Source organism: Mycobacterium sp. 852013-50091_SCH5140682, assembly GCF_001665685.1.
GTDB lineage: Bacteria > Actinomycetota > Actinomycetes > Mycobacteriales > Mycobacteriaceae > Mycobacterium.
Window position 1 is genome coordinate 108623 of the sequence record NZ_LZTB01000126.1, and the last position, 26917, is coordinate 135539.

The 26917-nt window shown below is 68.4% G+C and carries 23 protein-coding genes; 17 read left to right on the plus strand and 6 right to left on the minus strand.

The window, feature by feature from the left end; genetic code table 11:
* Window positions 1-71 precede the first annotated feature (71 nt).
* The 7 genes from pyrR to pyrF all read left to right on the plus strand — a co-directional run bounded on the left by pyrR (window position 72) and on the right by pyrF (window position 8856).
* Window positions 72-629 carry a bifunctional pyr operon transcriptional regulator/uracil phosphoribosyltransferase PyrR gene (gene pyrR, locus A5784_RS33410; RefSeq protein WP_064949149.1) on the plus strand — a complete coding sequence of 186 codons (558 nt, stop codon included), beginning with the start codon at window positions 72-74 and terminating at the stop codon, window positions 627-629.
* 28 nt (window positions 630-657) lie between these two features.
* Complete coding sequence (locus tag A5784_RS33415) at window positions 658-1614, plus strand: aspartate carbamoyltransferase catalytic subunit (RefSeq protein WP_064949150.1); 957 nt, start codon at window positions 658-660, stop codon at window positions 1612-1614.
* On the plus strand, window positions 1611-2963 hold the full coding sequence (locus tag A5784_RS33420; protein WP_064949151.1) for a dihydroorotase: 1353 nt from the start codon (window positions 1611-1613) through the stop codon (window positions 2961-2963). Before A5784_RS33415 ends, A5784_RS33420 begins: the two co-directional genes overlap by 4 nt.
* Window positions 2960-3460 carry a PH-like domain-containing protein gene (locus A5784_RS33425; RefSeq protein ID WP_064949152.1) on the plus strand — a complete coding sequence of 167 codons (501 nt, stop codon included), beginning with the start codon at window positions 2960-2962 and terminating at the stop codon, window positions 3458-3460. Before A5784_RS33420 ends, A5784_RS33425 begins: the two co-directional genes overlap by 4 nt.
* Window positions 3457-4611, plus strand: a complete 1155-nt coding sequence (carA, locus tag A5784_RS33430) for a glutamine-hydrolyzing carbamoyl-phosphate synthase small subunit (protein ID WP_064949153.1) — start codon at window positions 3457-3459, stop codon at window positions 4609-4611. Before A5784_RS33425 ends, carA begins: the two co-directional genes overlap by 4 nt.
* A gap of 97 nt (window positions 4612-4708) precedes the next feature.
* Entirely contained in the window at window positions 4709-8050 is a 3342-nt protein-coding gene (gene carB / locus A5784_RS33435) for a carbamoyl-phosphate synthase large subunit (RefSeq protein WP_064949154.1), read from the plus strand.
* 2 nt (window positions 8051-8052) lie between these two features.
* The gene (pyrF, locus tag A5784_RS33440; RefSeq protein ID WP_064949155.1) at window positions 8053-8856 is read left to right on the plus strand and encodes an orotidine-5'-phosphate decarboxylase; all 804 of its coding nucleotides are present in this window, start codon (window positions 8053-8055) and stop codon (window positions 8854-8856) included.
* Here pyrF and A5784_RS33445 read toward each other — a convergent pair.
* Both A5784_RS33445 and A5784_RS33450 read right to left on the minus strand, forming a co-directional pair.
* On the minus strand, window positions 8844-9908 hold the full coding sequence (locus A5784_RS33445; RefSeq protein WP_232006344.1) for a DUF2330 domain-containing protein: 1065 nt from the start codon (window positions 9906-9908) through the stop codon (window positions 8844-8846). The genes pyrF and A5784_RS33445 overlap by 13 nt on opposite strands.
* A gap of 117 nt (window positions 9909-10025) precedes the next feature.
* On the minus strand, window positions 10026-10520 hold the full coding sequence (locus A5784_RS33450) for a hypothetical protein (protein ID WP_064949157.1): 495 nt from the start codon (window positions 10518-10520) through the stop codon (window positions 10026-10028).
* A 503-nt stretch (window positions 10521-11023) separates the two neighbouring features.
* Between A5784_RS33450 and mihF the strand changes: the two genes are divergently transcribed.
* The 5 genes from mihF (at window position 11024) to metK (ending at window position 14960) form a co-directional block, all read left to right on the plus strand.
* A complete protein-coding gene (gene mihF, locus A5784_RS33455; protein WP_003880790.1) occupies window positions 11024-11338 on the plus strand; it encodes an integration host factor, actinobacterial type in 315 nt (104 codons plus the stop codon).
* Between the two features lie 13 nt (window positions 11339-11351).
* Window positions 11352-11933 carry a guanylate kinase gene (gene gmk / locus A5784_RS33460; RefSeq protein WP_064949158.1) on the plus strand — a complete coding sequence of 194 codons (582 nt, stop codon included), beginning with the start codon at window positions 11352-11354 and terminating at the stop codon, window positions 11931-11933.
* An 88-nt stretch (window positions 11934-12021) separates the two neighbouring features.
* A complete protein-coding gene (gene rpoZ, locus A5784_RS33465) occupies window positions 12022-12345 on the plus strand; it encodes a DNA-directed RNA polymerase subunit omega (protein WP_029372871.1) in 324 nt (107 codons plus the stop codon).
* Between the two features lie 18 nt (window positions 12346-12363).
* On the plus strand, window positions 12364-13611 hold the full coding sequence (gene coaBC / locus A5784_RS33470; protein ID WP_064949159.1) for a bifunctional phosphopantothenoylcysteine decarboxylase/phosphopantothenate--cysteine ligase CoaBC: 1248 nt from the start codon (window positions 12364-12366) through the stop codon (window positions 13609-13611).
* 149 nt (window positions 13612-13760) lie between these two features.
* Window positions 13761-14960, plus strand: a complete 1200-nt coding sequence (metK, locus tag A5784_RS33475; protein ID WP_064949160.1) for a methionine adenosyltransferase — start codon at window positions 13761-13763, stop codon at window positions 14958-14960.
* A gap of 84 nt (window positions 14961-15044) precedes the next feature.
* On the opposite strand, the gene A5784_RS33480 is transcribed toward metK, so the two are convergent.
* A complete protein-coding gene (locus tag A5784_RS33480; RefSeq protein WP_156750922.1) occupies window positions 15045-16682 on the minus strand; it encodes an outer membrane protein assembly factor BamB family protein in 1638 nt (545 codons plus the stop codon).
* 175 nt (window positions 16683-16857) lie between these two features.
* On the opposite strand from A5784_RS33480, the gene A5784_RS33485 reads away from it, so the two are divergent.
* Window positions 16858-17304, plus strand: a complete 447-nt coding sequence (locus A5784_RS33485; protein ID WP_064949180.1) for a hypothetical protein — start codon at window positions 16858-16860, stop codon at window positions 17302-17304.
* 81 nt (window positions 17305-17385) lie between these two features.
* On the opposite strand, the gene A5784_RS33490 is transcribed toward A5784_RS33485, so the two are convergent.
* Both A5784_RS33490 and A5784_RS33495 read right to left on the minus strand, forming a co-directional pair.
* Window positions 17386-18873 carry a flavin-containing monooxygenase gene (locus A5784_RS33490; RefSeq protein WP_232006345.1) on the minus strand — a complete coding sequence of 496 codons (1488 nt, stop codon included), beginning with the start codon at window positions 18871-18873 and terminating at the stop codon, window positions 17386-17388.
* Window positions 18870-20258, minus strand: a complete 1389-nt coding sequence (locus A5784_RS33495) for a cytochrome P450 (protein ID WP_064949163.1) — start codon at window positions 20256-20258, stop codon at window positions 18870-18872. The genes A5784_RS33490 and A5784_RS33495 overlap by 4 nt, the downstream gene beginning before the upstream one ends.
* Before the next feature lie 70 nt (window positions 20259-20328).
* On the opposite strand from A5784_RS33495, the gene A5784_RS33500 reads away from it, so the two are divergent.
* On the plus strand, window positions 20329-21363 hold the full coding sequence (locus A5784_RS33500; protein ID WP_064949164.1) for an AraC family transcriptional regulator: 1035 nt from the start codon (window positions 20329-20331) through the stop codon (window positions 21361-21363).
* Window positions 21364-21368: 5 nt separating this feature from the next.
* Here the strand turns inward: A5784_RS33500 and A5784_RS33505 are convergent, their stop codons facing one another.
* On the minus strand, window positions 21369-22319 hold the full coding sequence (locus A5784_RS33505; RefSeq protein WP_064949165.1) for an alpha/beta hydrolase: 951 nt from the start codon (window positions 22317-22319) through the stop codon (window positions 21369-21371).
* On the opposite strand from A5784_RS33505, the gene A5784_RS33510 reads away from it, so the two are divergent.
* The 3 genes from A5784_RS33510 to A5784_RS33520 form a co-directional block, all read left to right on the plus strand.
* On the plus strand, window positions 22282-23040 hold the full coding sequence (locus tag A5784_RS33510) for a lysoplasmalogenase (protein WP_082945240.1): 759 nt from the start codon (window positions 22282-22284) through the stop codon (window positions 23038-23040). The two genes, A5784_RS33505 and A5784_RS33510, sit on opposite strands and share 38 nt — an antisense overlap.
* Entirely contained in the window at window positions 23037-25037 is a 2001-nt protein-coding gene (locus tag A5784_RS33515; protein WP_064949166.1) for a primosomal protein N', read from the plus strand. The genes A5784_RS33510 and A5784_RS33515 overlap by 4 nt, the downstream gene beginning before the upstream one ends.
* A 47-nt stretch (window positions 25038-25084) precedes the next feature.
* Window positions 25085-26917, plus strand: a 1833-nt coding sequence (locus A5784_RS33520) for a DUF2207 domain-containing protein (RefSeq protein ID WP_064949182.1), incomplete at its 3' end; no start/stop codon positions are given.

The following is a 26917-nucleotide window of genomic DNA, read 5'->3' on the forward strand; positions in this document are numbered from 1 at the left end:
AAGCTGCACGGCAGTTCGACGTCCTTTAACGATCCGTCCCGAGAGGCGGAGAAGGAGGTCAGGGTCACCTTATGGGCTCTTCAAGTGCCGACCGGGAATTGATGTCTGCGGCGGACGTCGGCCGAACCATTTCCCGGATCGCTCATCAGATCATCGAAAAGACCGCGCTGGACGATCCCGCTGAGCGGGGCCGCGTCGTACTTCTCGGAATCCCCACCCGCGGTGTGACGTTGGCCACCCGGCTGGCCGCCAAGATCGAGGAGTTCGCCGGCGTGACGCTGCCGCACGGCGCACTGGACATCACGCTCTACCGCGACGACCTCAACTTCAAACCGCCGCGCCCCCTGGCCTCGACGTCGATCCCCGCCGGCGGCATCGACGGCGCCGTCGTGATCCTCGTCGACGACGTGCTGTTCTCCGGGCGTTCGGTGCGCTCGGCGCTCGACGCGCTGCGCGACATCGGCCGGCCACGCACGGTCCAGCTCGCCGTGCTGGTCGACCGTGGACACCGCGAGTTGCCCATCCGCGCCGACTACGTCGGCAAGAACGTGCCGACCGCACGCAACGAGAGCGTGCACGTGCTGCTGGCCGAGCATGACGACCGTGATGGGGTAGTGATTTCGAAGTGACGAACGCTTGCGTGAGGAACCGACGACTATGACGACACGTCACCTCCTGTCAGCGGCGGAGCTGACCCGAGAGGACGCGACAGCGATCCTCGACGATGCCGACCGGTTCCGAGAGGCACTGCTGGGCCGAGAGGTCAAGAAGCTGCCGACGCTGCGCGGCCGCACCGTCATCACGATGTTCTACGAGAACTCGACCCGCACCCGCGTCTCCTTCGAGGTGGCGGGCAAGTGGATGAGCGCCGACGTGATCAATGTCAGCTCCTCGGGATCGTCTGTGGCCAAAGGGGAGTCGCTGCGCGACACCGCGCTGACACTGCGGGCCGCCGGTGCCGACGCGTTGATCATCCGCCATCCCGCCTCCGGCGCGGCCCAGCAGCTCGCCGAGTGGACCGCCGAGGAGGGCGGGGGAGGACCCAGCGTCATCAATGCCGGTGACGGCACCCACGAACACCCAACCCAGGCGCTGCTGGACGCCCTGACCATCCGCCAGCGGCTCGGCTCGATCGAGGGCAAGCGCGTGGTGATCGTCGGCGACGTGCTGCACAGCCGGGTGGCCCGGTCGAATGTGTCGCTCTTGGCCACCCTCGGTGCCGAGGTCGTGCTCGTCGCACCGCCCACGCTGCTGCCGGTCGGCGTGTCCGGATGGCCCGTCACGGTGTCGCACGATCTGGACGCCGAACTGCCGGCCGCCGACGCCGTACTGATGCTGCGCGTGCAGGCCGAGCGGATGAACGGCGGGTTCTTCCCGTCCGCGCGGGAGTATTCGGTGCGCTACGGGCTGTCCGAGAAACGTCAGGCCATGCTGCCCGGCCACGCGGTGGTGCTGCACCCGGGCCCGATGCTGCGCGGCATGGAGATCGCCTTCCCCGTGGCCGACTCGTCGCAATCGGCTGTCCTGCAACAGGTTTCCAACGGTGTCCACGTGCGGATGGCGGTGCTGTTCCATCTGCTGGTTGGCGCGGACCAGGAGGCGATCAGCGTATGAGCAAGAGCGTGCAGGCCAACCCGCAGGTGCTGATCCGCGGCGTGCGGCTCTACGGCGAGGGCGAGCCCGTCGACGTCCTGATCGCCGACGGGCAGATCGCCGAGATTGGTTCCTCGGTGCAGGCTCCCGAGGACGCCGAGGTGATCGAGGCGGCCGGTCAGGTGCTGCTGCCCGGATTCGTCGACCTACACACCCATCTGCGCGAACCGGGCCGGGAGTACGCCGAGGACATCGAAACAGGTTCTGCGGCAGCGGCACTGGGTGGCTACACCGCGGTGTTCGCGATGGCCAACACCGATCCGGTGGCCGACACCGCGGTGGTCACCGATCATGTGTGGGCCCGCGGGCAGCAGGTCGGCCTCGTCGACGTGCACCCCGTCGGGGCGGTCACGGTGGGCCTGGACGGCAAGCAACTCACCGAGATGGGACTGATGTCCGCGGGTGCGGGCCAGGTGCGGATGTTCTCCGACGACGGTCTGTGCGTGCACGATCCGTTGGTGATGCGCCGCGCGCTGGAGTACGCGTCGGGCCTTGGTGTGCTCATCGCCCAGCACGCCGAGGAGCCGCGGCTGACGGTCGGTGCCGTCGCGCACGAGGGGCCCAACGCCGCCCAGCTCGGGCTGGCGGGCTGGCCGCGATCGGCCGAAGAGTCCATCGTGGCCCGCGACGCCATCCTGGCCCGCGACGCCAAGGCCCGCGTGCACATCTGCCACGCCTCCACGGCGGGCACCGTGGAATTGCTGAAATGGGCCAAGGCGCAGGGGATTTCGATCACCGCCGAGGTGACGCCGCATCACCTGCTGCTCGACGATTCCCGGCTGGCCAGCTACGACGGCCGCAACCGGGTGAACCCGCCGCTGCGGGAGGCCGCCGACGCCCAGGCGTTGCGGCAGGCCCTGGCCGACGGTGTCATCGACTGCGTGGCCACCGATCACGCCCCGCACGCCGAGCACGAAAAGTGTTGTGAATTCTCGGTGGCCCGGCCCGGCATGCTCGGACTGCAGACCGCGCTGTCGGTGGTGGTCGAGACCATGCTGCGCCCGGGTCTGCTGACCTGGCGCGGCGTGGCCAAGGTGATGAGCGAGGCGCCGGCGGCCATCGTCGGCCTGCCGGATCAGGGCCGGCCGCTGGAGGTCGGCGAGCCGGCGAACCTCACGGTGGTCGACCCCGACGCCACGTGGACCGTGGCCGGAGCCGATTTGGCCAGCCGTTCGGACAACACGCCGTTCGAACAGATGGAGCTGCCCGCCACGGTGACCGCGACCCTGCTGCGCGGCCGGATCACGGCGCTCGACGGGAAGTCGAGGCCGGCGGGCTGGAGCGAAGCGACCCGGGGATCAACACGGTGAACACCCCCACGCTCATCGCCTCGCTGATCATGGCGGTCCTGGTCGTCCTGCTGATCGCTTTCCTGATCAGGCAGATGTTGCGCGGCTGGCTGCACCGGGTGCAGCGGCAGGCCGAGATGATCGGAGCCCTGCCGCCGCTGCCGGACACGGTCAGCGCGGCATCGGTCGCCGCCACCAAAGGGCTCTATGTGGGCACCACGCTGGTTCCGCACTGGAACGACAAAGTCGCCGCCGGTGATCTGGGATTCCGGGCCAAGGCGGTGCTGACCCGCTATCCCGAGGGAATCATGTTGCAGCGCGTCGGCGCCGGGCCGATCTGGATCCCGCAGGAGTCCATCACCGCGATCCGCACCGAGCGCGGCATCGCGGGCAAGGCGCTCACCCACGACGGAATTCTGGCCATCCGGTGGGAGTTGCCTTCGGGCACCGAGATCGACACCGGATTCCGCGCCGACAACCGCGCAGAGTTGGACCGCTGGCTTGAGGAGAAGGCATGACGAACACATATGGACAGGGCAGCGGATCAGCCGGCGGCACCGCGGTATTGGTGCTGGAGGATGGGCGCGTCTTCACGGGAACCCGGTTCGGGGCCGTCGGCCAGACGCTCGGGGAGGCCGTGTTCTCCACTGGCATGTCCGGCTATCAGGAGACGCTGACCGACCCCAGCTACCACGGGCAGATCGTGGTCGCCACGGCGCCGCAGATCGGCAACACCGGCTGGAACACCGAGGACGGCGAAAGCCGCGGGGACAAGATCTGGGTGGCCGGGTACGCGGTGCGCGACCCGTCGCCGCGAGCGTCGAACTGGCGTGCCAGCGGGACGCTCGACGATGAGCTGGTGCGCCAGGGCATCGTCGGTATCGCAGGCATCGACACGCGCGCCGTGGTGCGGCACCTGCGAACCCGCGGATCGATGAAGGCCGGGGTGTTCTCCGGTGATGCCCTGGCCGGCGCCGACGAACTGCTCGACCGGGTCCGCAGCCAGCCGTCGATGCTGGGCGCCGACCTGGCCGGCGAGGTCAGCACCGATGCGACGTATGTTGTGGAACCTGAAGGCGGACAACGCTTCACGGTCGCGGCCGTCGATCTCGGCATCAAGACCAACACCCCGCGCAACTTCGCCCGCCGCGGTATCCGCAGCCATGTGCTGCCGTCGTCGGTCACCTTCGATGCGATCGCCGACCTCAAACCCGACGGCGTCTTCCTGTCCAACGGACCCGGTGACCCGGCGACCGCCGACCACATCGTCGGGGTCACCCGTGAGGTGCTCGGCGCCGGAATCCCGTTGTTCGGCATCTGCTTCGGCAACCAGATCCTGGGCCGGGCACTTGGCCGGGCCACCTACAAGATGGTGTTCGGCCACCGTGGCATCAACGTGCCGGTGATCGATCACCGGACCGGCCGGGTCGCGATCACCGCGCAGAACCACGGCTTCGCATTGGAAGGCGAAGCCGGCGAGACGTTCGACACGCCCTTCGGCAAAGCCGAGGTCAGCCACACCTGCGCCAACGACGGTGTGGTGGAAGGCATCCGGCTCGCCAACGGCCGGGCGTTCTCGGTGCAGTACCACCCCGAGGCCGCGGCGGGCCCCCACGATGCCAACTACCTGTTCGACCAGTTCATCGATCTGATGTCGGGGGAGAAGTAAATGTTCCCCTGCACCGCGAGCGTGCGTGTCTGTCCCTCGACACGCCGCATTTCCACCTGCAAATGCGCACCGTCGCGCCCGACCGGAGGTGCATTCAATGCCACGTCGCTCTGATCTCAACCATGTCCTGGTGATCGGCTCCGGCCCCATCGTCATCGGTCAGGCCTGCGAGTTCGACTACTCGGGAACCCAGGCGTGCCGCGTGCTGCGCGCCGAGGGTCTTCAGGTCAGCCTGGTCAACTCGAACCCGGCGACGATCATGACCGATCCCGAGTACGCCGACCACACCTACGTCGAGCCGATCACGCCGGCGTTCGTCGAGAAGGTGATCGCCCAGCAGGCCGAGCGCGGCAACAAGATCGACGCGCTGCTGGCCACTCTCGGCGGGCAGACCGCGCTGAACACCGCGGTCGCCCTGCACGAGAACGGAGTGCTGGAGAAGTACGGCGTCGAGTTGATCGGTGCGGACTTCGAGGCGATCCAGCGTGGTGAGGACCGCCAGCGGTTCAAGGACATCGTCGCCAAGGTCGGTGGCGAATCCGCCCGCAGCCGGGTGTGTTTCACCATGGACGAGGTTCGCGAGACCGTCGCCGAACTCGGCCTGCCGGTCGTGGTGCGTCCGTCGTTCACGATGGGCGGCCTCGGTTCGGGCATGGCCGCGACGGTCGAGGACGTCGAGCGGATGGCCGGTGACGGCCTGGCCGCCTCGCCCAGCGCCAACGTGCTGATCGAGGAATCCATCTACGGGTGGAAGGAATACGAGCTCGAGCTGATGCGCGACGGCCACGACAACGTCGTGGTGGTGTGCTCGATCGAGAACTTCGACCCGATGGGTGTGCACACCGGCGACTCGGTGACCGTGGCCCCGGCGATGACGCTCACCGACCGCGAATACCAGGTGATGCGTGATCTTGGCATCGCGATCCTGCGTGAGGTCGGCGTCGACACCGGCGGCTGCAACATCCAGTTCGCGGTCGACCCTTCCGACGGCAGGCTCATCGTCATCGAGATGAACCCGCGCGTATCGCGGTCCAGCGCTCTGGCTTCCAAGGCCACGGGCTTCCCGATCGCCAAGATCGCCGCCAAGCTGGCCATCGGGTACACCCTCGACGAGATCCTCAACGACATCACCAAGGAAACCCCGGCCTGCTTCGAGCCCACCCTGGATTATGTCGTCGTCAAGGCGCCGCGGTTCGCGTTCGAGAAGTTCCCGGGGGCCGACCAGACGCTGACGACCACCATGAAGTCGGTGGGCGAGGCAATGTCGTTGGGCCGCAACTTCATCGAAGCGCTCGGCAAGGTGATGCGCTCACTGGAGACCAGCCGCGCCGGATTCTGGACAGCACCGGACTCGGATCTGACAGTCGAGGAGCTGCTCACCAACCTGCGCACGCCGACCGATGGCCGGCTCTACGACATCGAGCAGGCGTTGCGGCTGGGGGCCAGTGTCGAGGCCGTCGCCGAGGCCTCCGGCGTCGACCCGTGGTTCGTCGATCAGATCGCCACGCTGGTCGCGCTGCGTGCCGAGCTCGTCGACGCTCCGGTCCTGGACGAGACGCTGCTGCGGCGCGCCAAGCACAGCGGACTCTCGGACCGTCAGATCGCCGCGCTGCGACCGGAATTGGCCGGCGAGAGCGGAGTTCGGGCACTGCGCGAACGCCTCGGCATCCACCCGGTGTACAAGACCGTCGACACGTGTGCGGCCGAGTTCGACGCCAAGACGCCGTACCACTACAGCAGCTATGAGCTCGACCCCGCCGCCGAGACCGAGGTGGCGCCACAGACCGACAAGCCCAAGGTGCTGATCCTCGGTTCGGGGCCCAACCGGATCGGGCAGGGTATCGAATTCGACTACAGCTGTGTGCATGCCGCGACGACGCTGAGCGCGGCCGGATTCGAGACCGTGATGGTCAACTGCAACCCCGAGACGGTGTCCACCGACTACGACACCGCCGACCGGCTGTACTTCGAACCGCTCACGTTCGAGGACGTCCTGGAGGTCTACTACGCCGAACAGGCTTCCGGCGCAGGCGGACCCGGCGTCGTCGGCGTCATCGTGCAGCTCGGCGGGCAGACCCCGCTCGGGTTGGCCGAACGGCTGGAGAAGGCCGGGGTCCCGATTGTCGGCACCAGCCCCAAGGCCATCGACCTGGCCGAGGACCGCGGCGCGTTCGGCGAGGTGCTGACCACCGCCGGGCTGCCCGCGCCCCGCTTCGGTACCGCCACCAGCTTCGAGCAGGCCCGCCGGATCGCCGCCGACATCGGCTACCCGGTGCTCGTGCGGCCGTCCTACGTGCTCGGCGGACGCGGCATGGAGATCGTCTACGACGAAGAAACCCTGCAGGGCTACATCACCCGCGCCACCCAGTTGTCCCCGGAGCATCCGGTGCTGGTGGACCGGTTCCTCGAAGACGCCATCGAGATCGACGTCGACGCCCTGTGCGACGGCACCGAGGTGTACCTCGGCGGGATCATGGAGCACATCGAGGAGGCCGGCATCCACTCCGGCGACTCGGCGTGTGCCCTGCCGCCGGTCACGTTGGGGCGCAGCGACATCGAGGCCGTACGCCGCGCCACCGAGGCCATCGCCCACGGCATCGGCGTGGTCGGCCTGCTCAACGTGCAGTACGCGCTCAAGGACGATGTGCTCTACGTGCTGGAGGCCAACCCGCGAGCCAGCCGCACGGTGCCGTTCGTGTCGAAGGCCACTGCCGTTCCGCTGGCCAAGGCCTGCGCGCGGGTGATGCTCGGCGCCACCATCGCCGAGCTGCGCGAAGAAGGCATCCTGGCCCGCACCGGCGACGGCGGGACCATCGCGCGCAGCGCCCCGGTGGCGGTCAAAGAGGCTGTGCTGCCGTTCAACCGGTTCCGCAGAGCCGATGGCGCACAGATCGATTCGTTGCTCGGACCGGAGATGAAGTCGACGGGCGAGGTCATGGGCATCGACCACGACTTCGGTACGGCGTTCGCCAAGAGCCAGACCGCGGCCTACGGATCACTGCCTGCGCAGGGCACGGTGTTCGTGTCGGTGGCCAACCGGGACAAGCGCTCACTGGTGTTCCCGGTGAAACGCCTGGCCGATCTCGGTTTCCGCGTGCTGGCCACCGAAGGAACCGCAGAGATGCTGCGTCGCAACGGTATTCCGTGTGACGAGGTGCGCAAGCACTATGAGGAGGCGAGCAGAAGCGATCCTCGCGCTTCGGCGGTCGACGTGATCAAGGCCGGCGAGGTCGACATGGTGATCAACACGCCCTACGGCAACTCGGGACCCCGTGTCGACGGCTACGAGATCCGCTCGGCAGCGGTGTCGATGAACATCCCGTGCGTCACCACGGTGCAGGGTGCTTCGGCGGCCGTGCAGGGTATCGAGGCGGGCATCCGCGGTGACATCGGCGTGATGAGCCTGCAGGAGCTGCACAGCTCCTTCGAGGCGCGGTGACCGTGGGCGGGTTCGGGGAACGGCTGACGGCTGCGGTCGCTGCCCGGGGCCCGTTGTGTCCCGGCATCGACCCGCACCCTGAGCTGTTGCGGGCCTGGGGGCTGGGCGCCGACCCCGACGGGTTGCGCCGGTTCTGTGACACCTGTGTGACGGCATTCGCCGACTTCGCGATCGTCAAACCCCAGGTCGCTTTCTTCGAGGCTTACGGCGCAGCGGGTTTCGCCGTGCTCGAGGACACCATGGCGGCGCTGCGCGAAGCCGGTGTGCTCGTGTTGGCCGACGCCAAACGCGGAGACATCGGGTCCACCATGGCGGCGTACGCGGCGGCGTGGGCGGGCGATTCGCCCCTGGCCGCCGACGCCGTGACGGCCTCGCCGTATCTCGGGTTCGGCTCGCTGCAGCCGTTGCTCGACACTGCGACGGCAAACGGTCGCGGGGTTTTCGTCCTGGCTGCCACCTCCAATCCGGAGGGGGCAGGCGTACAGCGCGCGATGGCGGGGGACCGCACGGTTGCGCAGTCGATCGTCGACGCGGTAGCCGACGCGAACAGGGCGGCGGCAGGGTCGTTCGGCGTCGTCGTCGGTGCCACGGTGACCGAGCCGCCCGACCTGAGCAGCCTCGGTGGCCCTGTCCTGGTGCCCGGGGTGGGGGCGCAGGGCGGTCGTCCTGAAGCGTTGGGCGGACTCGGCGGCGGAAAACAGCTGCTGCCCGCGGTGTCGAGGGAAGTGTTGCGTGCCGGGCCCGGGGTCGACGCGCTGCGCGCCGCCGCCGAGCGCATGCGCGACGCGGTCGCCTACCTGGCCTGACGCCGAGATCTGAGGATCCGCACCGCGATCAGGGCGGTGACGCCCGCGCAGAGCACCGCGACCAGGGCGACAAGCGCCAGCCCGGTGAGGTCACCGCGGTCGCGTTCCCGGTAGATCACCTCTTGATACGGGGTGTCGTTGGCGGTTGCCGCGAACACGTAATCGCCCGAAATGTTTGCCGGAGTGCCGATTTCGTTGGTCCAGCGGGTCAGGAAAGCGCCGTCGCCGACGAACGGGGCGAGGTCCCCGGAGACGGCGTCGGGGCTCAGGTGCCCGGCGAACTGCAGCGTGGGATCGTCGCCCGGCACCGGAACGGACGTCGGATCCATCCGGTGCTCGGCCAGCACGTAGAGGTCGACCGACTGTGGAGTTTTGGCGGACTGTGACAGCCGCATGGGATAGACGGCGCGATCGGCGTCGAACGACAGTCGCAGCGGTTGCAGCGCACCGGTCAGCGTGGCGCCGCTCGCGTCGGGCGCCAGTCTGATCGCCACCACCTGCCAGCCGTCGGCCAGGTAGGGGGCCAGGTTGCGGTCCAGGCCTGCCGGATGGGCGAAGCCCTTCGACGTCAGCCATGCGCTCAGGGCCGCCGGATCGTCGGCTGCCAGCCGGGTGACGTCGAACGGGCCGATGCGCTGGCTGCTGAGCACGTCGACGTGGTGCCCTGGTGCCGCCGCCGACACCAGGCCTCCCGCGCCGGCGAACCCGCGCAGCCACCCGAAGGACGGCCACCATGAGTCGCGGTACTCGATGCGGGGCGCTGTCAGTTGGGCGAGTTCGTCGAACACGCTCTCCTCGCCCAGCGTGACATCGGCAGCAGACGGGACCGGCATGATCCACGCCGCCGTGTTGGACTGGCCCCGCACGTTCAACGACATCAGGATGTCCTCGCGGTGGCCGTTCCAGGCCAGCAGCGCGCGTTCGTTGACCACCGCCGGGCCTGCGGTGTCGGGGATGTATGCGCCGCAGCCACAGGCCCACGCGGGAGCCGCGACATTGGCGGTCAGACCGACCAGCAACAGGATGAGCGCGGCACATGCCGACCGAATCACGATCAAATCTTAGTGCCGCCGCCGGGCGATGACGCGCACGTTCTGAGCCCGACGCGCGGACGGCGGGCCGCCGTACGCGGCGACCCGCCGCCACTTGGCGGTAGCTCTCTCACCCGATCACAGTGGGATCCAGATCCCGAACAACCAGAAGCCCCAGGCGTTGTAGCCCGGATCGAAGACCGGGGTCACCCAGTTGCCGTTGTAGTTGAACGGCTGATGGTCCCAGCGGCCCTGATCGATACCGCGCCAGCCGAGGTCCGGCGGTGGGGGTGGCGGAGGATCCCACCGGTGATCGCCGCGGTGGTCATCACCACCAGGCCAGCCGCCGGGTCCTCCGGGTCCACGATCGGGCCCGCCAGGCCAGCCGCCGGGCCCGCGGTCGGGTCCGCCCGGGTCGCCCTGCCAGCGGCCGGGATCTCCGGGGCCGTTGTCCGGGCCCCTGTGATCTTGGCCGCCTGGTCCTGGACCGCCCGGTCCCGGGCCCTGGCAGTTCCCGAAATTGCACGGCGGCGGACCCGGTTGCGCGGAGGCCACCCCGGCCCCGAGGGCCAACGTGGCCGCCCCGACCGCGACAGTCGCGGCGGAAGCGCAGGTCAGTCGCTTGATATTCATGTCCAGCTTCCCTCCGAATGGAGTTTGGTACCCGACTCTGGCGACGTTATTTAGCTAAGCTGTGCATCGCCTTTGCGACAGTTAGGTGGGCGTTAGGCGTCACATGGGCCCCGGCTTGTCGGGCCTGTCACGGCCCTTGCCGACACGCCCGACACGCCGTGACCAGCGAAAATTTTCTCGGAGCCGCTGTGTGACCGCTGGTCGTCCCCGGCCGTGACAGCGGCGTGCTTGTACCAGGTAGGTCACGGAGTGTCCGAAAACCGTTGACGTGCAGCGATATCCGCTGCGGTCGGTGGCGTTCGCGGTATCGCCGGGGATGCCGGGTCGGCTTCCGGCGGGCCGGCGCGGCGCACTACACGCTGGGCTTTTAGCGCTGTAACCAGGGGGTGGGGTTAGCTTTCGTCAGCCCGCGTGGGTACGGTCGTCGTCGCTGGCTGGTTTGTTTTCCAGCCGATCAAAACAAGTGATGGCCGAAGAAGAATTGCCAGGAGACGGAGGAACCCGTGGCCCTTCCCCAGTTGACCGACGAACAGCGCGCGGCAGCGTTGGAGAAGGCTGCTGCCGCACGTCGAGCGCGAGCCGAACTCAAGGACCGGCTCAAGCGCGGCGGCACCAACCTCAAGCAGGTGCTCACCGACGCCGAGACCGATGAGGTCTTGGGCAAGATGAAGGTCTCCGCGCTGCTGGAGGCCCTGCCCAAGGTCGGCAAGGTCAAGGCGCAGGAAATCATGACCGAACTGGAAATCGCACCGACGCGCCGTCTGCGCGGCCTCGGCGACCGGCAGCGCAAGGCCCTGCTGGAGAAGTTCGACCAGTAGTAAGGCGCACAAGTTGAGCGTCGGCCGAGGGGTCGGACAATCCCGAGTCGTGGTGTTGTCCGGCCCCTCTGCCGTCGGGAAGTCCACCGTGGTCCGCTGCCTGCGGGAGCGGCTTCCCGACCTGTATTTCTCCGTCTCCGTCACGACCAGGGCCCCGCGGCCCGGCGAGGTGGACGGTGTCGACTACTTCTTCGTCAGCCCCGAGCAGTTTCAGAAACTGATCGAGACCGACGCCCTGCTGGAATGGGCCGAGATCCATGGTGGCCTGCACCGATCGGGGACCCCCAGGGAACCGGTGCGTGACGCGGCCCGAGCCGGCCGCCCGGTGCTCATCGAGGTCGACCTGGCCGGCGCCAGGGCCGTCAAAAAGGCGATGCCCGAGGTCGTCTCGGTCTTCCTGGCACCACCCAGCTGGGACGAACTGGTGAGCCGATTGTCCGGGCGCGGAACCGAGACACCCGAGGTGATGGCCCGCCGACTGGAGACGGCGCGGGCTGAGATGGCCGCTCAGGGCGACTTTGACCAGGTCGTGGTGAACCGCCAGTTGGATTCGGCGTGCGCCGAATTGGTATCCTTGCTGGTGGGCCAAAACTGACCTGGCCTGCGCCCGGCCTGATCGGGCCTGCGGGCCATCCCGCCAATAATCCAAGAGCATTTTCGTATAACCGCCAGGAGACCTTTTCGTGAGCACCCCGCATGCCGATGCGCAGCTGACCGCTGCGGACGATCTGGGCATCGATTCGTCCGCCGTCAGCGCCTACGACACGCCGCTGGGCATCACCAACCCGCCCATCGACGAGTTGCTGGACCGCGCGTCGAGCAAGTACGCGCTGGTGATCTACGCCGCCAAGCGCGCCCGCCAGATCAACGACTACTACAACCAGCTCGGCGACGGCATCCTCGAGTACGTCGGCCCGCTGGTCGAGCCCGGCCTGCAGGAAAAGCCGCTGTCCATCGCGATGCGGGAGATCCACGAGGATCTGCTCGAGCACACCGAGGGCGAGTAAACAGGTCGGGGCCGACTGGTGAGCGCGACGCGGAAGCGCATCGTCGTCGGCGTTGCCGGCGGCATCGCCGCCTATAAGGCGTGCACCGTTGTCCGACAGTTGACCGAGGCCGGCCACTCCGTGCGGGTAGCTCCGACCGAGTCGGCGCTCCGGTTCATCGGCGCCGCCACGTTCGAGGCGTTGTCCGGCAACCCCGTGCATACCGGGGTGTTCGAAGACGTGCACCAGGTTCCGCACGTCCGGATCGGTCAGGAAGCCGATCTCGTCGTCGTCGCACCGGCCACCGCGGATCTGCTGGCCCGCGCCGTTGGCGGCCGGGCCGACGATCTGCTGACCGCGACGCTGCTCACGGCGCGATGTCCAGTGCTGTTCGCGCCGGCCATGCACACCGAGATGTGGTTCCACCCGGCGACCGTCGACAACGTCGCGACGCTCCGCCGACGCGGCGCGGTGGTGCTCGAACCCGCCTCCGGCCGGCTCACCGGGCAGGACAGCGGCGCGGGCCGCCTGCCCGAGGCCGAGGAGATCACCACCCTGGCGCAGTTGCTGCTCGACCGCGGCGACGCGCTGCCGTACGACATGTCCGGGGTGAAAGTGCTGGTGACCGCGGGCGGTACCCGCGAACCCCTTGACCCGGTGCGGTTCATCGGCAATCGCAGCTCCGGCAAGCAGGGCTACGCGATGGCACGGGTGCTGGCCCAGCGCGGCGCCGAGGTGACGCTGATCGCCGGGAACACCGCGGGCCTCATCGACCCGGCAGGCGTCGAGGTGCTGCACATCGGGTCGGCCACCCAGTTGCGCGACGCGGTGTCCAAGCGTGCGCCGGGTGCGAACGTCTTGGTGATGGCGGCTGCCGTCGCCGATTTCCGGCCGGCCCACGTCGCCACCAGCAAGATCAAGAAGGGCGCATCCGAGCCGAGTTCGATCGACCTGGTCCGCAACGACGACGTGCTCGCCGGCGTGGTGCGGGCGCGTACCGACGGACAATTGCCAAACATGCGGGCGATCGTCGGGTTCGCCGCCGAGACGGGCGACGCGAATGGGGACGTGCTGTTCCACGCCCGGGCAAAACTGCAGCGCAAAGGCTGTGACCTGCTCGTGGTGAACGCGGTGGGGGAGAACCGGGCCTTCGAGGTCGACCACAACGACGGATGGTTGCTGAGCTCTGACGGCGCTGAAGTTGCCCTGGAGCACGGATCGAAGACGCTGATGGCGACCCGTATCGTGGACTCGATCGCGGCTTTCCTGCGCAGTTGCGGCGCCTGAACCGGCGTCCGGATTCGTTCAGGTAAGCCTTGCGCGTAAGTCTTGCGGGAAGGCGTCCCGCACGCTTGGGTGCAAACTGGGCAGAGATAAAATTCGCCTAACTAAGCTTTTTGTAGGTTTTGATACGTGAACGGAAAGGAAGCGGACCCGTGAGCCAAGGTCGCCTGTTTACCAGTGAGTCGGTAACCGAAGGACATCCCGACAAGATCTGTGACGCGATCAGCGACTCTGTGCTCGACGCGCTGCTGGAGCAGGACCCGAAGTCGCGGGTCGCCGTCGAGACGCTGGTGACCACCGGCCAGGTGCACGTCGCCGGCGAGGTCACCACGTCCGCCTACGCCGACATTCCCAAGATTGTGCGGGACCGCATCCTGGAGATCGGCTACGACTCGTCGACCAAGGGCTTCGACGGCGCCTCCTGCGGCGTCAATATCGCCATCGGCTCGCAGTCCCCGGACATCGCCCAAGGCGTCGACACCGCGCACGAGGCCCGCGTCGAGGGCGCCGGTGATCCGCTGGACGCCCAGGGCGCCGGCGACCAGGGTCTGATGTTCGGGTACGCGATCAGCGACACCCCGGAACTCATGCCGCTGCCCATCGCGCTGGCTCACCGGCTGGCCCGCCGGCTGACCGAGGTCCGTAAGAACGGCGTGCTCGACTACCTGCGACCCGACGGCAAAACCCAGGTCACCATCCAGTACGACGGCAAGACCCCGGTCCGGCTCGACACCGTGGTGCTCTCGACCCAGCATGCCGAGGGCGTCGACCTGGACGCGACGCTGACCCCGGACATTCGGGAGAAGGTCGTCAACACCGTCCTCAATGATCTCGGCCACGAGACCCTCGACACCTCCGACTACCGGCTGTTGGTCAACCCGACCGGCAAGTTCGTGCTGGGCGGCCCGATGGGCGACGCCGGCCTGACCGGACGCAAGATCATCGTCGACACCTACGGCGGCTGGGCCCGTCACGGTGGCGGCGCGTTCTCCGGCAAGGATCCGTCAAAGGTGGACCGGTCCGCGGCGTACGCGATGCGCTGGGTGGCCAAGAACGTCGTCGCAGCGGGCCTGGCCGAGCGCGTCGAGGTCCAGGTGGCCTACGCGATCGGCAAGGCCGCCCCGGTGGGTCTCTTCGTCGAGACCTTCGGCACCGAGACCGTGGACCCGGCACGCATCGAGAAGGCCATCAGCAGTGTGTTCGACCTGCGGCCCGGCGCCATCATCCGCGACCTCGACCTGCTGCGCCCCATCTACGCCCAGACCGCCGCGTACGGCCACTTCGGCCGCACCGACATCGAGCTGCCCTGGGAACAGCTCAACAAGGTCGACGACCTGAAGGCTTCGGTCTAGGTTTCTGCCGAGGTTTTCCTCGGCGAAGAGACGTCTAAGCCCTCGACACGCCGGTGTTCGAGGGCTTTGACGTCTGTTCGATTGTCAGCGACTGTCGGACACCAGGCCGAAGATCTCACCTCCGGTGCAGGTGACGACGATGGCCCCGGCGACGGCATAGAGGTCTTGCAAAAGGGTGCTGTCCCGGCACGGGCTCTCGGTGCTGGTAGGGACCTCGGACGGCCGGACCGTGTCGATCAGCTGGAGACCCCCTGAGCCGTCGAATCCGCTCGCCACGACGAGGCCGTCCTTGATCCAGGTGGTCTGGACGTGGTTCACGCCGTTGCGTACGTCGACCTGGACCGGCACAGGGGTCGACTGATGCGTCCGATAGTTACGCATGAGCCAGGCACCCTCGTTCGAGTAGACGAGCAGTAGACCGTTGTTAGCCCGAGAGACAGGGCGAGCATCGCGGATCTCATCGACCACCTGCCCAGTTGGGTCGATCACTTGAATGACACCAGCGGCCGTCGCGGCATCCGCGGCACTCTGAGTCTCCGATTTTTCGCACACATAGACATCCGAGCCTGTCTCGGGCAGGTTGTATTCGCCCGGCATATCGGTCGTCTTTCCGGTGCGCGCGTCGATCACCGTCGGAGGCATCCCGCACCGATAGGCGAACTGGCCGGGAGTGCCTGCGGCCAGGGTCGGATCGCTGCAGTCGGTGGGCCTCGTCCAGCGCAGCTGTCCGTTGGCCGGGTCGAGCGAGTAGAAGCGCGTGCGGTCAGGACTGTCGTCTGCGGTGAATACCGTCATGCCCAGCGCGTCAACACCGCCGGCGGCGGCCGTCACCGTGCCGCCGTGCTGTCGGCGCCAGATCACATTGCCAGTGCTGCCGTCGAGCGCGATCAGGGCACCGCCGAGAAACAACACGACGACGCCTGCCGGGTCGTCGCCGTCACGTCGTGCCACCGCGACGCCATGGCGGGCGCCGACTGACGATGGGCCGAAACCGGTTGCACGCCAACGTACTGCGCCGGACCGGCCGTCGTAGGCCGTCACCCCGTCGGCGGCGGTAAGGATGAAACCGGTCCCGACGGGGTGGAAATCCCGCGGGTAGGAGAGCTGGTACTTGACCGGACCGATCGCCGAGGGAACCGGGGCCGGTGCAGCAGCCGAGGCGGTGAGGCTCGGATGCCAGACGCGGGCACGGTAATCGTCGACCGAACGATGGATCGCCACCGGGAGCACGACTGCCACAACGGCAAAGGCGCACAACGCTATTCGCCTATTCGTAGGCGCACTGCCTGCCGCCGCAGTCACGCCTAGGGCCACCGCGACGAGCGCGGTGAGCATCGCCTCCACCACGAGCACCGATGCACCGGTGGAGTCCACGAGCGCCAGCGCGGCGCGGGCGCGGTAGGTGCGATAGATGCTCCAGGCAACCCACACTCCTAGCGTCACGGCGACCACATCGGCGAGCATCGTGGCGACCCACGGCGGTCGTCGTCCGATCAGCCGGGGCGCCAACCGGAACAGCACACACACGCCGATGATCACGGTTGCCACGGCGGTGCCGGTCTGTGGGTCCTCGACCATGTCGGTCGGTGAGCTGGTCGCCCACATGGTGATCGGGATGAGGATGGCGCCAACAGCAGCTGCCGCCGAGCAGCCTATGCAGATGCTGCTGACTGCACTGCGCACCCGACTTCTGGGCCTCTCGGTCACGGGAACGTCCGGCACTTGCTAACCGTATCCGACGGGAACGGGCGGTAACGGCGGGAAAAATCCGGCCCAGAGCACTTTGCTGTCCGGTCCTCGCACAGCGCGAACATAGCTGGAGCCCAGAGGTTTCCCATCACGATTGATCAAGATGTCCCGGTTGCTCAATGCACCCAACCGAAAAGGAATCTATGCGATGACGATGGAGACGACCACCTGGCGCCGCCGCGCCGCCCTGGCACTCGGCCTGGCGGCCCTCGCGGCCGCATTCGCGGTGGCGTGCGGTTCGAACGGCTCAGCGCCGCAGACGTCCAGCACGACCACCGCCACAACGACGACGACTGCGACCACCGCCGCCAACGACAGCGGCAGCGGCGGCTCGTCAGGCGGTGGCGGCGGGGCGCCGCGCCATCACGAGCAGGGACAGGCGCCGGCGACCGATACGGTCACGCAGACCGATACCGCGACCGCCACGGCCACACAAACAGAGACGCAGACCCAAACTGAGACGTCCACGGCTACGCAGACGGTGCAGCAGCGCCCCGGTTGGCAGGATCAGCGACCCAACGAGCACAACCAGTACGGCGGCCAGACCCAGTACAACGGGGCGAACCCGTCGAACCAACAGCCCGGCGGCCACTGACGGCGGGTTTCCTTGCCGAACAGACGTGAAAGCCCCCGAAACCCGGCGTGTCGCGGACTTTCATGACTGCTCGGCGGAGAACTAGCGGGAGAACTTGCCGGTGAACCGGTAGTCGTCGAGGTCGAAGCTACGGCTGCGCCAGTACGCCTCGGGCGTGCTGGCCGGTCGCAGCGGGACATCGCCGTTGCGGTCGAAGTAGTAACTGTTGGCGTTGCGGCAACTGTCCTGCCAGAAGATCTGGCGGTGACGCTTGCGCATCATCTCGGCGAAGTAGCGATCGTTGGCCTCCTGCCGCACCTCGACGCGATGGGCAGCCCGCCGGTCGGCTTGCGCGATGCAGCGCACCAGGTGGTGGGTCTGGGCTTCGATCAGCGCGAAATAGGACGACCCGACGTAGCCGTAAGGACCCATCACCGTGAAGTAGTTCGGGAAGCCGGGGATGCTGACCCCTTCGTAGGCCTGCATGCGATGCTCTTCCCAGAACGCGCTGAGGGTCTGGCCGCTGGGACCGGTGATGTCGAAGGTCATTGCGTCGACGTCCATCACCTTGAATCCGGTCGCCAGGATCAGCACGTCTGCGTCATACGTCGCGCCGTCGGCGGTGGCCACGCCGGATCCGGTGATCTTGTCGATCGGCTCGGTGATGAGCGCGACGTTGTCGCGGTTGAACGTCGACAGATAGGTGTTGTGGAACCCGGGCCGTTTGCACCCGACGGCGTAGCGCGGGGTGAGCTTGTCGCGCAGCTGCGGGTCCCGCACCTCGCGGCGCAGGTACGCCCGGCCCGCGGCGTCGGCCCGCTTGGCGAACGGATTGATCGTGAAATACTGCGCGGCCAGAGGGAAGGTGAATTCGACGTAGGCCTGGCTGAGCAGGCGGTGGAGGGTCCGTCCGCCGGGCACCCGCATGGCCCAGCGCGCCGCGGCAGGTAGCGGCACATCGAATTTCGGGAAGCACCAGATGGGAGTGCGCTGAAAAACGGTGAGCTGCTGGACAATCGGCGCGATCTCGGGTATCACCTGAACGGCGGTGGCCCCGGTTCCGATGATCGCCACGCGCTTGCCCGTGAGGTCCTGGGTGTGGTCCCACCGCGCGGTGTGCATCGTGACACCGGCAAAGGAGTCCACGCCGTCGATGTCGGGGAGTTTCGGGATGGTGAGCACACCGCTGGCGTTGACGAGGAATCGTGCGGTGATCACCTCGCCGGTGGACAATGCGACGCGCCAGAGGGTTTCGTCGTCATCGAACACCGCACCGGCAACCTCGGCGTTGAACCGGATACGTGAGCGCAGCCGGTATTTGTCGACGCAGTGTTCGGCGTACCCGCGCAACTCGCGTCCCGGCGCGTACGTGCGCGACCAGTCCGGCGACTGTTCGAACGAAAACTGGTAGGAGAACGACGGAATATCCACGGCCACACCGGGATAGCGGTTCCAGAACCAGGTGCCGCCGACACCGTCACCGGCCTCGACGATGAGATAGTCGCGCAATCCGGCCTTGTCCAGATTCACCGCAGTGCCGATGCCGGAGAATCCGGCGCCCACGATCAGGGTGTGGTAGTCGGCCATCAACGCGCGTCCCTTCTGCGTCCGACAACGTGGACGCCGTATTTGGGTCTCAGGGTCAGTGTGGCTTCCAGGTCGACGGGTCGGCCGGGCTGCAGGTCGAACCGGAATCGCCGGCCCATGATCGCCGCGATCAACACCATCTCCATCAGTGCGAAGCTCTGCCCGATGCAGATGCGCCGCCCACCGCCGAACGGAAGGTAGGCCGACCGGGGCCGGTCAGGCGCAGGGCTGAGGAACCGGCCCGGGTCGAATCGTTCGGGTTCGGGCCACCAGCGGGCGTCGTGGTGGATGTGGTGGATGGGGATGATCACGGTGCTGCCGCGCCGGATGTGGTGCGGGCCGGCTGATCCGTCGAGGATGTCGTCCTCGATCGCTTCGCGGGCAACGATCCACACCGCTGAGAAGTACCGCTGCGCCTCCTGCACGCATGCCAGGGTCCACGGCAGCCGAGACAGGTCGTCGGCGCCGGGACGCCGATCGCCGAGCACCTCGTCGATCTCGGCGAGCATCCGATCACGTGATTCCGGGTGCAGCCCAAGCAGATACCAGAACCACGACATCGCGTTGGCCGTTGTCTCGTGGCCGGCCAGCATGAATGTCAGGGCCTCGTCGCGCACCCGCTTACGCGGCCACGTCCCGCCGTCGGCGTTGAACAGCACGTTGAGCAGGTCGGTCGAATCCGTGGGATGTGCGACGCGTTCCTCGATCACCGCGGTGACGGCTTCGTCGAGCGCCAGCGCGATCTGCTGCCCTTCGTGCAGCGGCGGCGGCAGCGGGACGCCTGCGAAGGTGCACCAGGTGATGACGTCGTACACCCGTGGCGGCAGCATGCCCCACAAACCGACCCGTTCCAGCTTCTCGGCGCGGCGCAGCCCGCGGGTGGCCAGATCGTGCATGCTGTGCACCAGCGGCCCGAAATCCTGGCCGAACAGGGCGTTCGCCACGACCCGCAGCGTGGTTTCCACCATCAGCTCGTGCATGTCGAAGCGGACGATGTCCCCGCGAGCCGCCAGGTCATCGGTCACCCGCTCGATCGGCGCACGCATCAGGTCGACGAGCTCGTTGAGATGACGCCGGGCGAACGTCGGGTTGAGTGCGGCCCGGTGCGCCGCCCACGAGTCGCCCTCGTCGGTGAGCAGGTTGATGCCCGCGGCGGCTCGGATCGGCTCGTAATCGTTGGACTTCACGTACCGCAGCCGCCCCGCGTGCAGCACGTGATCGACGTAATCGGGGTGTTCGATGACCACGAAACGTCTTGTGCCGCAGCGAAACCGGGTGATGTCTTGACCGCGGCAGCGGCCGAGGAACGCCTCTCCCGCGTCGAATCCGACCGTGATCGCCTCGCGGGTCATGTCCCATGTGCCCAGCCGCTGCGCCGGTGCTCCCATGAGTCCACGGTATGGCGGACACCGCGGCTTGAGAATGGGATTATCGGACAGGGAGTTGGGAGTTTGGGACATGGCGCCGACAGCATGGTCGCTTGACCTGCGTCGCCCGGTCTATACGACGCGGGTGTTGTGCGAGGTGGCGAACGAGCGGGGCATCGCGACCGCGGACATCCTCGCGGGTACCGGGCTCGAACCGGCTGACCTGGCCAACCCGGATGCGCTGATCACGGCCTCCGACGAGATCAGCGCGGTGCGGCGCGTGCTCGCCGCGGTACCCGAGACCACCGGCCTGGGCATCGATGTCGGCAGCAGGTTCCGGCTCACCCATCTCGGGCTGTTCGGTTTCGCCGCCATGTCGTGCGCCACGTTCCGGGAACTGTTCGGCATCGCGATGCGCTACTTCTCGCTGACCATGTTGAACATCGGGGTCACGCTGTTCGAAGGCGCCGACAGTTGTCTGCTCGAATTCGAGGTGGATCACCTGCCCGCCGACGTCCAGGCCTTCTTCCTCGAGCGCGACGTCGCCGGGATCGTATTGACGACACGGGAATTCGCCCTTCCGGTGATCGCGCAGTACGCCGATCAGGTGCGGCTGGAGGCAAGCCTGGACCCCGAGGCGGTCGCGGTGCTGTTGGCTCTGCTGCCGGTGGTGGACCGGACCTTCGGGCGCACGCACAACCGGGTGTACTTCCCGCGCGCCATGTTCGACGAGCCGCTGCCCGCGGCCGATCGGCACACGCTCGAGATGTGCGTCGCCCAGTGTGAGGTCCTGATGCAGCGTCACGAGCGACGGCAGGGCATCACAGCGGTGGTGCGCAGCAAGCTGTTTCGCGATTCCGGCGCGTTCCCCGCGTTGCCCGAGGTGGCTGCCGAACTCGATATGCATCCGCGAACGCTGCGCCGCCGCTTGGCCGACGAGGACACCTCATATCGTGCGCTGGTCAACGAGGCGCGTTCAGCGCTGGCCGTCGATCTGTTGAGCAACGTCGGCCTGACAGTCGAGGAAGTGTCCCGAAGGCTGGGTTACACCGAGACATCCACCTTCTGCCATGCGTTCAAACGGTGGCACGGGGTGCCGCCGAGCGCGTTCTACCGGGGCCGGTAGCCCCGTCACCCGTGCAACGCGGCCCGCAGCGCGGCCAGCGCCCGGTCGGAGGCCTCGGTCGCGGCGGGCACCACACCGACGTATCCGAGATAGCCGTGCACCAGCGTCTCGGCGACGTGCAATTCGACGGGCACCCCGGCGGCGCGCAGCAGTTCGGCGTAGCGGGCGCCGTCGTCGCGCAGCGGATCGTGGCCCGCGGTGGCGATGTAGGCAGGTGGCAGGTCGGCCAGGCTCTCGGCCCGCGCAGGCAGCAGCGTGGCCGGGGGATTGGCCAGGTCGACGTCCTTGCTGACGTACCACTTGGTGAATCCCTTGACCGCGGCCAGATCCAAGATCGGAGCGTCGGCGTTCTCCGTGAACGACGGCAGCGAGGTGTCGCCGGTGGTGGCCGGATACCAGAGCAGCTGGAACCGGATCGCCGGGCCGCCTGCGTCGCGCGCCAACTGCGCCATGACCGCGCTGAGGTTGCCACCGGCGGAATCCCCGGCGACAGCCAGGCGGTCCGAGTCTGCACCCAGTTCGGCGGCGTGCGCAGCCACCCACTGGGTGGCGGCCCAGGCGTCGTCGACGGCGGCCGGGAACGGATGCTCGGGAGCCAGCCGGTATTCCACCGACACCACCACGGCATCGGCGCGCACGGCGTGGTCGCGGGCGGTGCCGTCGTAGGTGTCCAGATCACCGACCGACCAGCCGCCACCATGGATGAACACCACGACCGGCAGCGCCGTCCCGTCGGCCGTCGGCGGCCGGTACACCCGCAGCGGAATCGGACCCGCCGGGCCCTCGATGGTGAGGTCCTCGGTCACAACCTCGGGATGGATCTCGCGGCGCGGCAGTTCCTTGAACTTCCGTCGGGCCTCGTCAACGCCGTCGGCGGTGGAGAGTTGGAACGGCACCACCTGCAGTACCTTCTGCAGGATGGCATCGACAGCCGGCTTCTCGTCAGCAACAGACACTCCGTCACCGTACGCACACCGCCGCACGGCGTGGCTGTGGGTCGCGGCTGCGGTCGTCGGGGCGGGCTACGGAGTTTTCCTGATCGTGGTCGCGACGGGCCTGCCGACCGGGGCAGACCTCACCGGACAGTTCCCCGGGCAGCCTGCCGTCAAGGCGCTGACGGCGGTGCTGCTGGCGGCCGCGGCGCTGGGCCATCCGATCGCGCGCGAGCGACGGTGGTTGGTTGGGGCACTGAGCTTTTCGGCTGCGGGGGATTACCTGCTCGCGATGCCGTGGTGGCAGCCGTCGTTCGTCTTGGGCCTGGCCGCCTTCCTGGTGGCACACCTGTGTTTCCTGGCCGCGTTGTTGCCGCTGGCGCGCCGGACGACGCCGCGGCTGGTTGCGGTCGCCGCGACCGTGGCGGCGTGCCTGGCGCTGCTGGTCTGGTTCTGGCCGCGTCTGCTGGAGCAGGGTATGGCGGTGCCCGTGGTGGCCTACATCGCGGTGCTGGGCGCCATGGTGTGCACGGCGCTGCTGGCCGACCTACCGACCCCGTGGACAGCGCTGGGCGCGGTGACGTTCGCGGTGTCGGACTCGATGATCGGGATCAGCCAGTTCGTGCGGGGTGACCAGTTGCTGGCGGTCCCGATCTGGTGGGCCTACGCGGCGTCGCTGCTCCTCATCACCGCCGGGCTGTTCTTCGCCCGGACGTCAGGGCGTTCTGGTACACCGGCGCCGTGACCACCACCCGGCAGGCAGCCGAGCACGAGCCCATCGCGCGAGTCCTGCCGATGCTGTCGGTGCCGCATCTGGACCGCGAATTCGACTATCTGGTCTCGGCCGAGCAGTCCGACGATGCGCAGCCCGGGGTCCGGGTCCGGGTGCGGTTCCACGGTCGGCTGGTCGATGCGTTCCTGCTGGAGCGGCGTTCGGACACCGAACACACCGGCAAGCTGGGCTGGCTGGATCGCGTGGTGTCGCCCGAATCGGTGCTCACCGCCGAGGTGCGGCGGCTGGTCGACGCCGTCGCGGCGCGCTACGCCGGGACCCGGGCCGACGTGCTGCGCCTGGCGGTGCCGCCGCGGCACGCCACGGTGGAGAAACAGACACCGGCCGAACCGGATCCGGTGCCGCAGGCCGCCGTCGACCCTGCCGGATGGGCGCGCTACGGGCGCGGCGAACAGTTCCTCACGGCGTTGCACGACGGCCGGGCGGCCCGGGCGGTGTGGCAGGCGCTGCCCGGCGAGCACTGGCCGCAGCGGCTGGCCGAGGCCGCCGCGGTGACGGTGTGCGCCGGTCACGGGGTGCTGGCGATCATGCCGGACCAGCGCGACGTCGACGCGTTGTACGCCGCAGCGGTCGAGCATGTTCCGCCGTCGCGGGTCGCGGCGTTGTCGGCCGGGCTGGGCCCGGCGCAGCGCTACCGGCGCTGGCTGTCGGTGCTGCGCGGAGATGCCCGCCTGGTGATCGGCACCCGCAGTGCGGTGTTCGCCCCGGTCCGGGATCTCGGCCTGGTACTGGTGTGGGACGACGGCGACGACAACCTCGCCGAACCGCGCGCGCCGTACCCCCACGCCCGCGAGGTGGCGATGCTGCGGGCGCACCAATTGCGGTGCGCGGCAATGATCGGCGGGTACGCCCGTACGGCCGAAGCCCAGGCCCTTGTCCGCACCCGCTGGGCCCACGATTTGGTCGCGCCCCGGCCGGTGGTACGCGCGGCCGCGGCCCGCGTGGTGGCGCTCGAGGACAGCGGCTACGCGCAGGAACGCGATCCCGCCGCGCGCACCGCCCGATTGCCGTCGATGGCGTTGCAGGCCGCCCGTTCGGCGTTGCAGGCCCAGCGCCCGGTGCTGGTGCAGGTACCGCGCCGCGGCTACGTACCCGCCCTGGCCTGTGCGCGTTGTCGCACGATCGCCCGTTGCAGGCACTGCACCGGTCCGATGGCGCTGCCGGACCGCGACAGCGCGGTCGCCGAATGCCGATGGTGTGGCCGCCCCGAACCGACGCTGCGGTGTGTGCGCTGCGGTTCTGATGCCGTGCGCGCGGTCGTCGTCGGAGCCCGTCGCACCGCCGAGGAGTTGGGTCGTGCGTTCCCGGGCGCCAGCGTGATCACCTCCGGTGGCGACGCTGTGGTGGCCGCCGTGGGTGACGGTCCCGCGCTGGTGGTGTCGACGCCGGGCGCCGAACCGGTCGCCGAGGGCGGCTACGGCGCCGCCCTGCTGCTCGACGGCTGGGCGCTGCTGGGTCGGCAGGACCTGCGCGCCGCCGAGGACACCTTGCGGCGTTGGATGGCCGCCGCAGCTCTGGTGCGCCCGCGCAGCGACGGCGGCGTGGTCGCGGTGGTGGCCGAGGCGGCCATACCCACCGTGCAGTCGCTGATCCGCTGGGATCCCGTGGGCCATGCCGACGCCGAGCTGGACGCCCGCGGCGAGGTCGGGTTGCCGCCGGCGGTGCACATGGCGGCGGTCGACGGCACCGGCCCCGCGGTGACGGCCTTGTTGGACGCCGCGCAGTTTCCCGACTCGGCCGAACTGCTCGGCCCGGTCGAGTTGCCCCCGGGCGCGCGGCGTCCGCCCGGGGTCGAACCGGATGCCGACGTGACGCGCATGCTGGTCCGGGCGCCGCGCAACGACGGGTTGGCGCTGGCGGCCGCGCTGCGCCGCGCGACGGTCGTGCTCAGTGCCCGACGGGAACAAGAGCCTTCACGTGTGCAAATCGACCCGTTGCACATAGGGTAGGGCGGACATCGAACCGGATGATCGGTACGCGCCGGACGGGAGGTGTCATGCGTCGGGTCATCGTGTGGTCGCTCGCCTTGGCGCTCACCGTGTTCGGTCTGCTCTGGCCCGTATTCTGGCCCAGCGGTGGCGGTGCAGCGCGAACCGACGACCCGGTCATCATCACCGACTACGCGGCGGATCTCACCGTCGGCGCCGACGGCCGGCTGACCGCGGTCGAGACCATCACCGCGGATTTCCCGCCCGGCCGCCACGGGCTCTTCCGGTATTGGGATGTGGCCAACCCCAACAATCCGCGGCTGCGTCAACCGCCAACGGTCACTTCGATCCGACTCAACGGGGCGCCGGCCCCATACGAGATGCTCGACGAGGACGGCGGGCGGTTCGTGGTGGCCAAGATCGGTGACCCGAACCGCACGCTGAACGACGGCACCCAGGTGTTCGAGATCCGCTACACCGTCGACGGTGTGCTGGACCCCGGACGAGTCGGCGCCGATAAAAGGTTCGCGGGATCCGTCGGCGATCCCAACTCCGCATCGGCGTTCTACTGGAATGTCCTTGCCCCGGCGTGGAACAACCACATCAGCCGGTTCAGGGTCAGCGTCACCCTCCCGGCAGCGGTTACCGGCGCCCAGTGCAGCGTGGGCTACGGAGTGGGCCGGGCCTGCACGGATCTGACCACCTCAGGCGACACCGTGCGGCTCAGCGCCGTCAATCTGGATCCGCGTGTCCCCGTCACGCTGCGCGCCGGTGTCGACGTGCCCACCCCGCCGCAGCCCACGCTGCCCTGGCCGTACACCTGGGATCAGGTGCTGGGCCGCTCGGTGGCCGGGGTGATCTGGGTGGCCGCACTGTCGGTGGCACTGGGCCTGATCGCGTTCGGTTGGTGGCGGCGCACCGCAGAACGTCCGCCGAGCTTCCCGCTGCAGTACGCACCTCCGGAGGGAATCGGACCGGTGCAGGCCGAGTACATCCGGACCGAAGCGATTCCGAAGAGCGCGCTGACAGCGACGCTGTTCCATCTCGCCGACCGCGGCCTCATCGAACTGCGGCAGGTCAACGCCGAGCAGTGGAACATCCGCGGCCTCGCCAGCCAGTCGGCGTGGGCCGATGTCGACCCGGTCGCCGCCGCCGTGGGGCTCGCGCTCAGGATTTCCTACAAGGACGCCGAGTTTCGCGCCAGGAAGACGGCGAGCTCAGGCGAGAAACTCAACAAGGCCAAGACCAATATGGCTGCCGCAGTACGCAAGTGGGCCCTTGACAACGACCTCATGGTCAAGCGTCCCGAGGAATTGTGGTTGCGTGGCGCCAACGCGGTGGCGCTCGTGCTCGCAGTGTGCGGTTTCCTGACGTGGTTCGGCGCCGGCGTGACCATGTGGGGTCTGCCGTTCGCGGTGTTCTTTGTGGTCACGGTGCGTTCGTGGCGCCCCGGGCTGGGCACCCGGCGCACCGAGGCGGGACGCGAATTGTGGTCGCGGGTAGGCGGATTCCATCGGCTGCTGACCACCGACTCGGCCGGGACCCGGTTCGATTTCGCCGCGCGCAAGGATCTCTACACCGCCTACATCCCGTTCGCTGTGGCCGCGGGCGCCGCGGCGCTGTGGGCCAAGAAGTATCAGGACGTCACGGGTACGGTTGCCCCGCAACCGGATTGGTATCACGCGTCCTCCAGCGGCGGTTGGGCCGTAACCAGTGGTTCCGGCGGGATGAGCTTCGACAGTTTCGATTCAGCGTTGTCGTCATCGATCGGCGCGTACACCTCGGCGCAGTCATCGTCATCGTCGTCAAGCGGCGGCGGATTCAGCGGTGGCGGTGGGGGCGGTGCTCGCTGTCGGCGCCGGATTCCTGGTCCGCCAGGCATATTTCGCCCCGAAGACGAT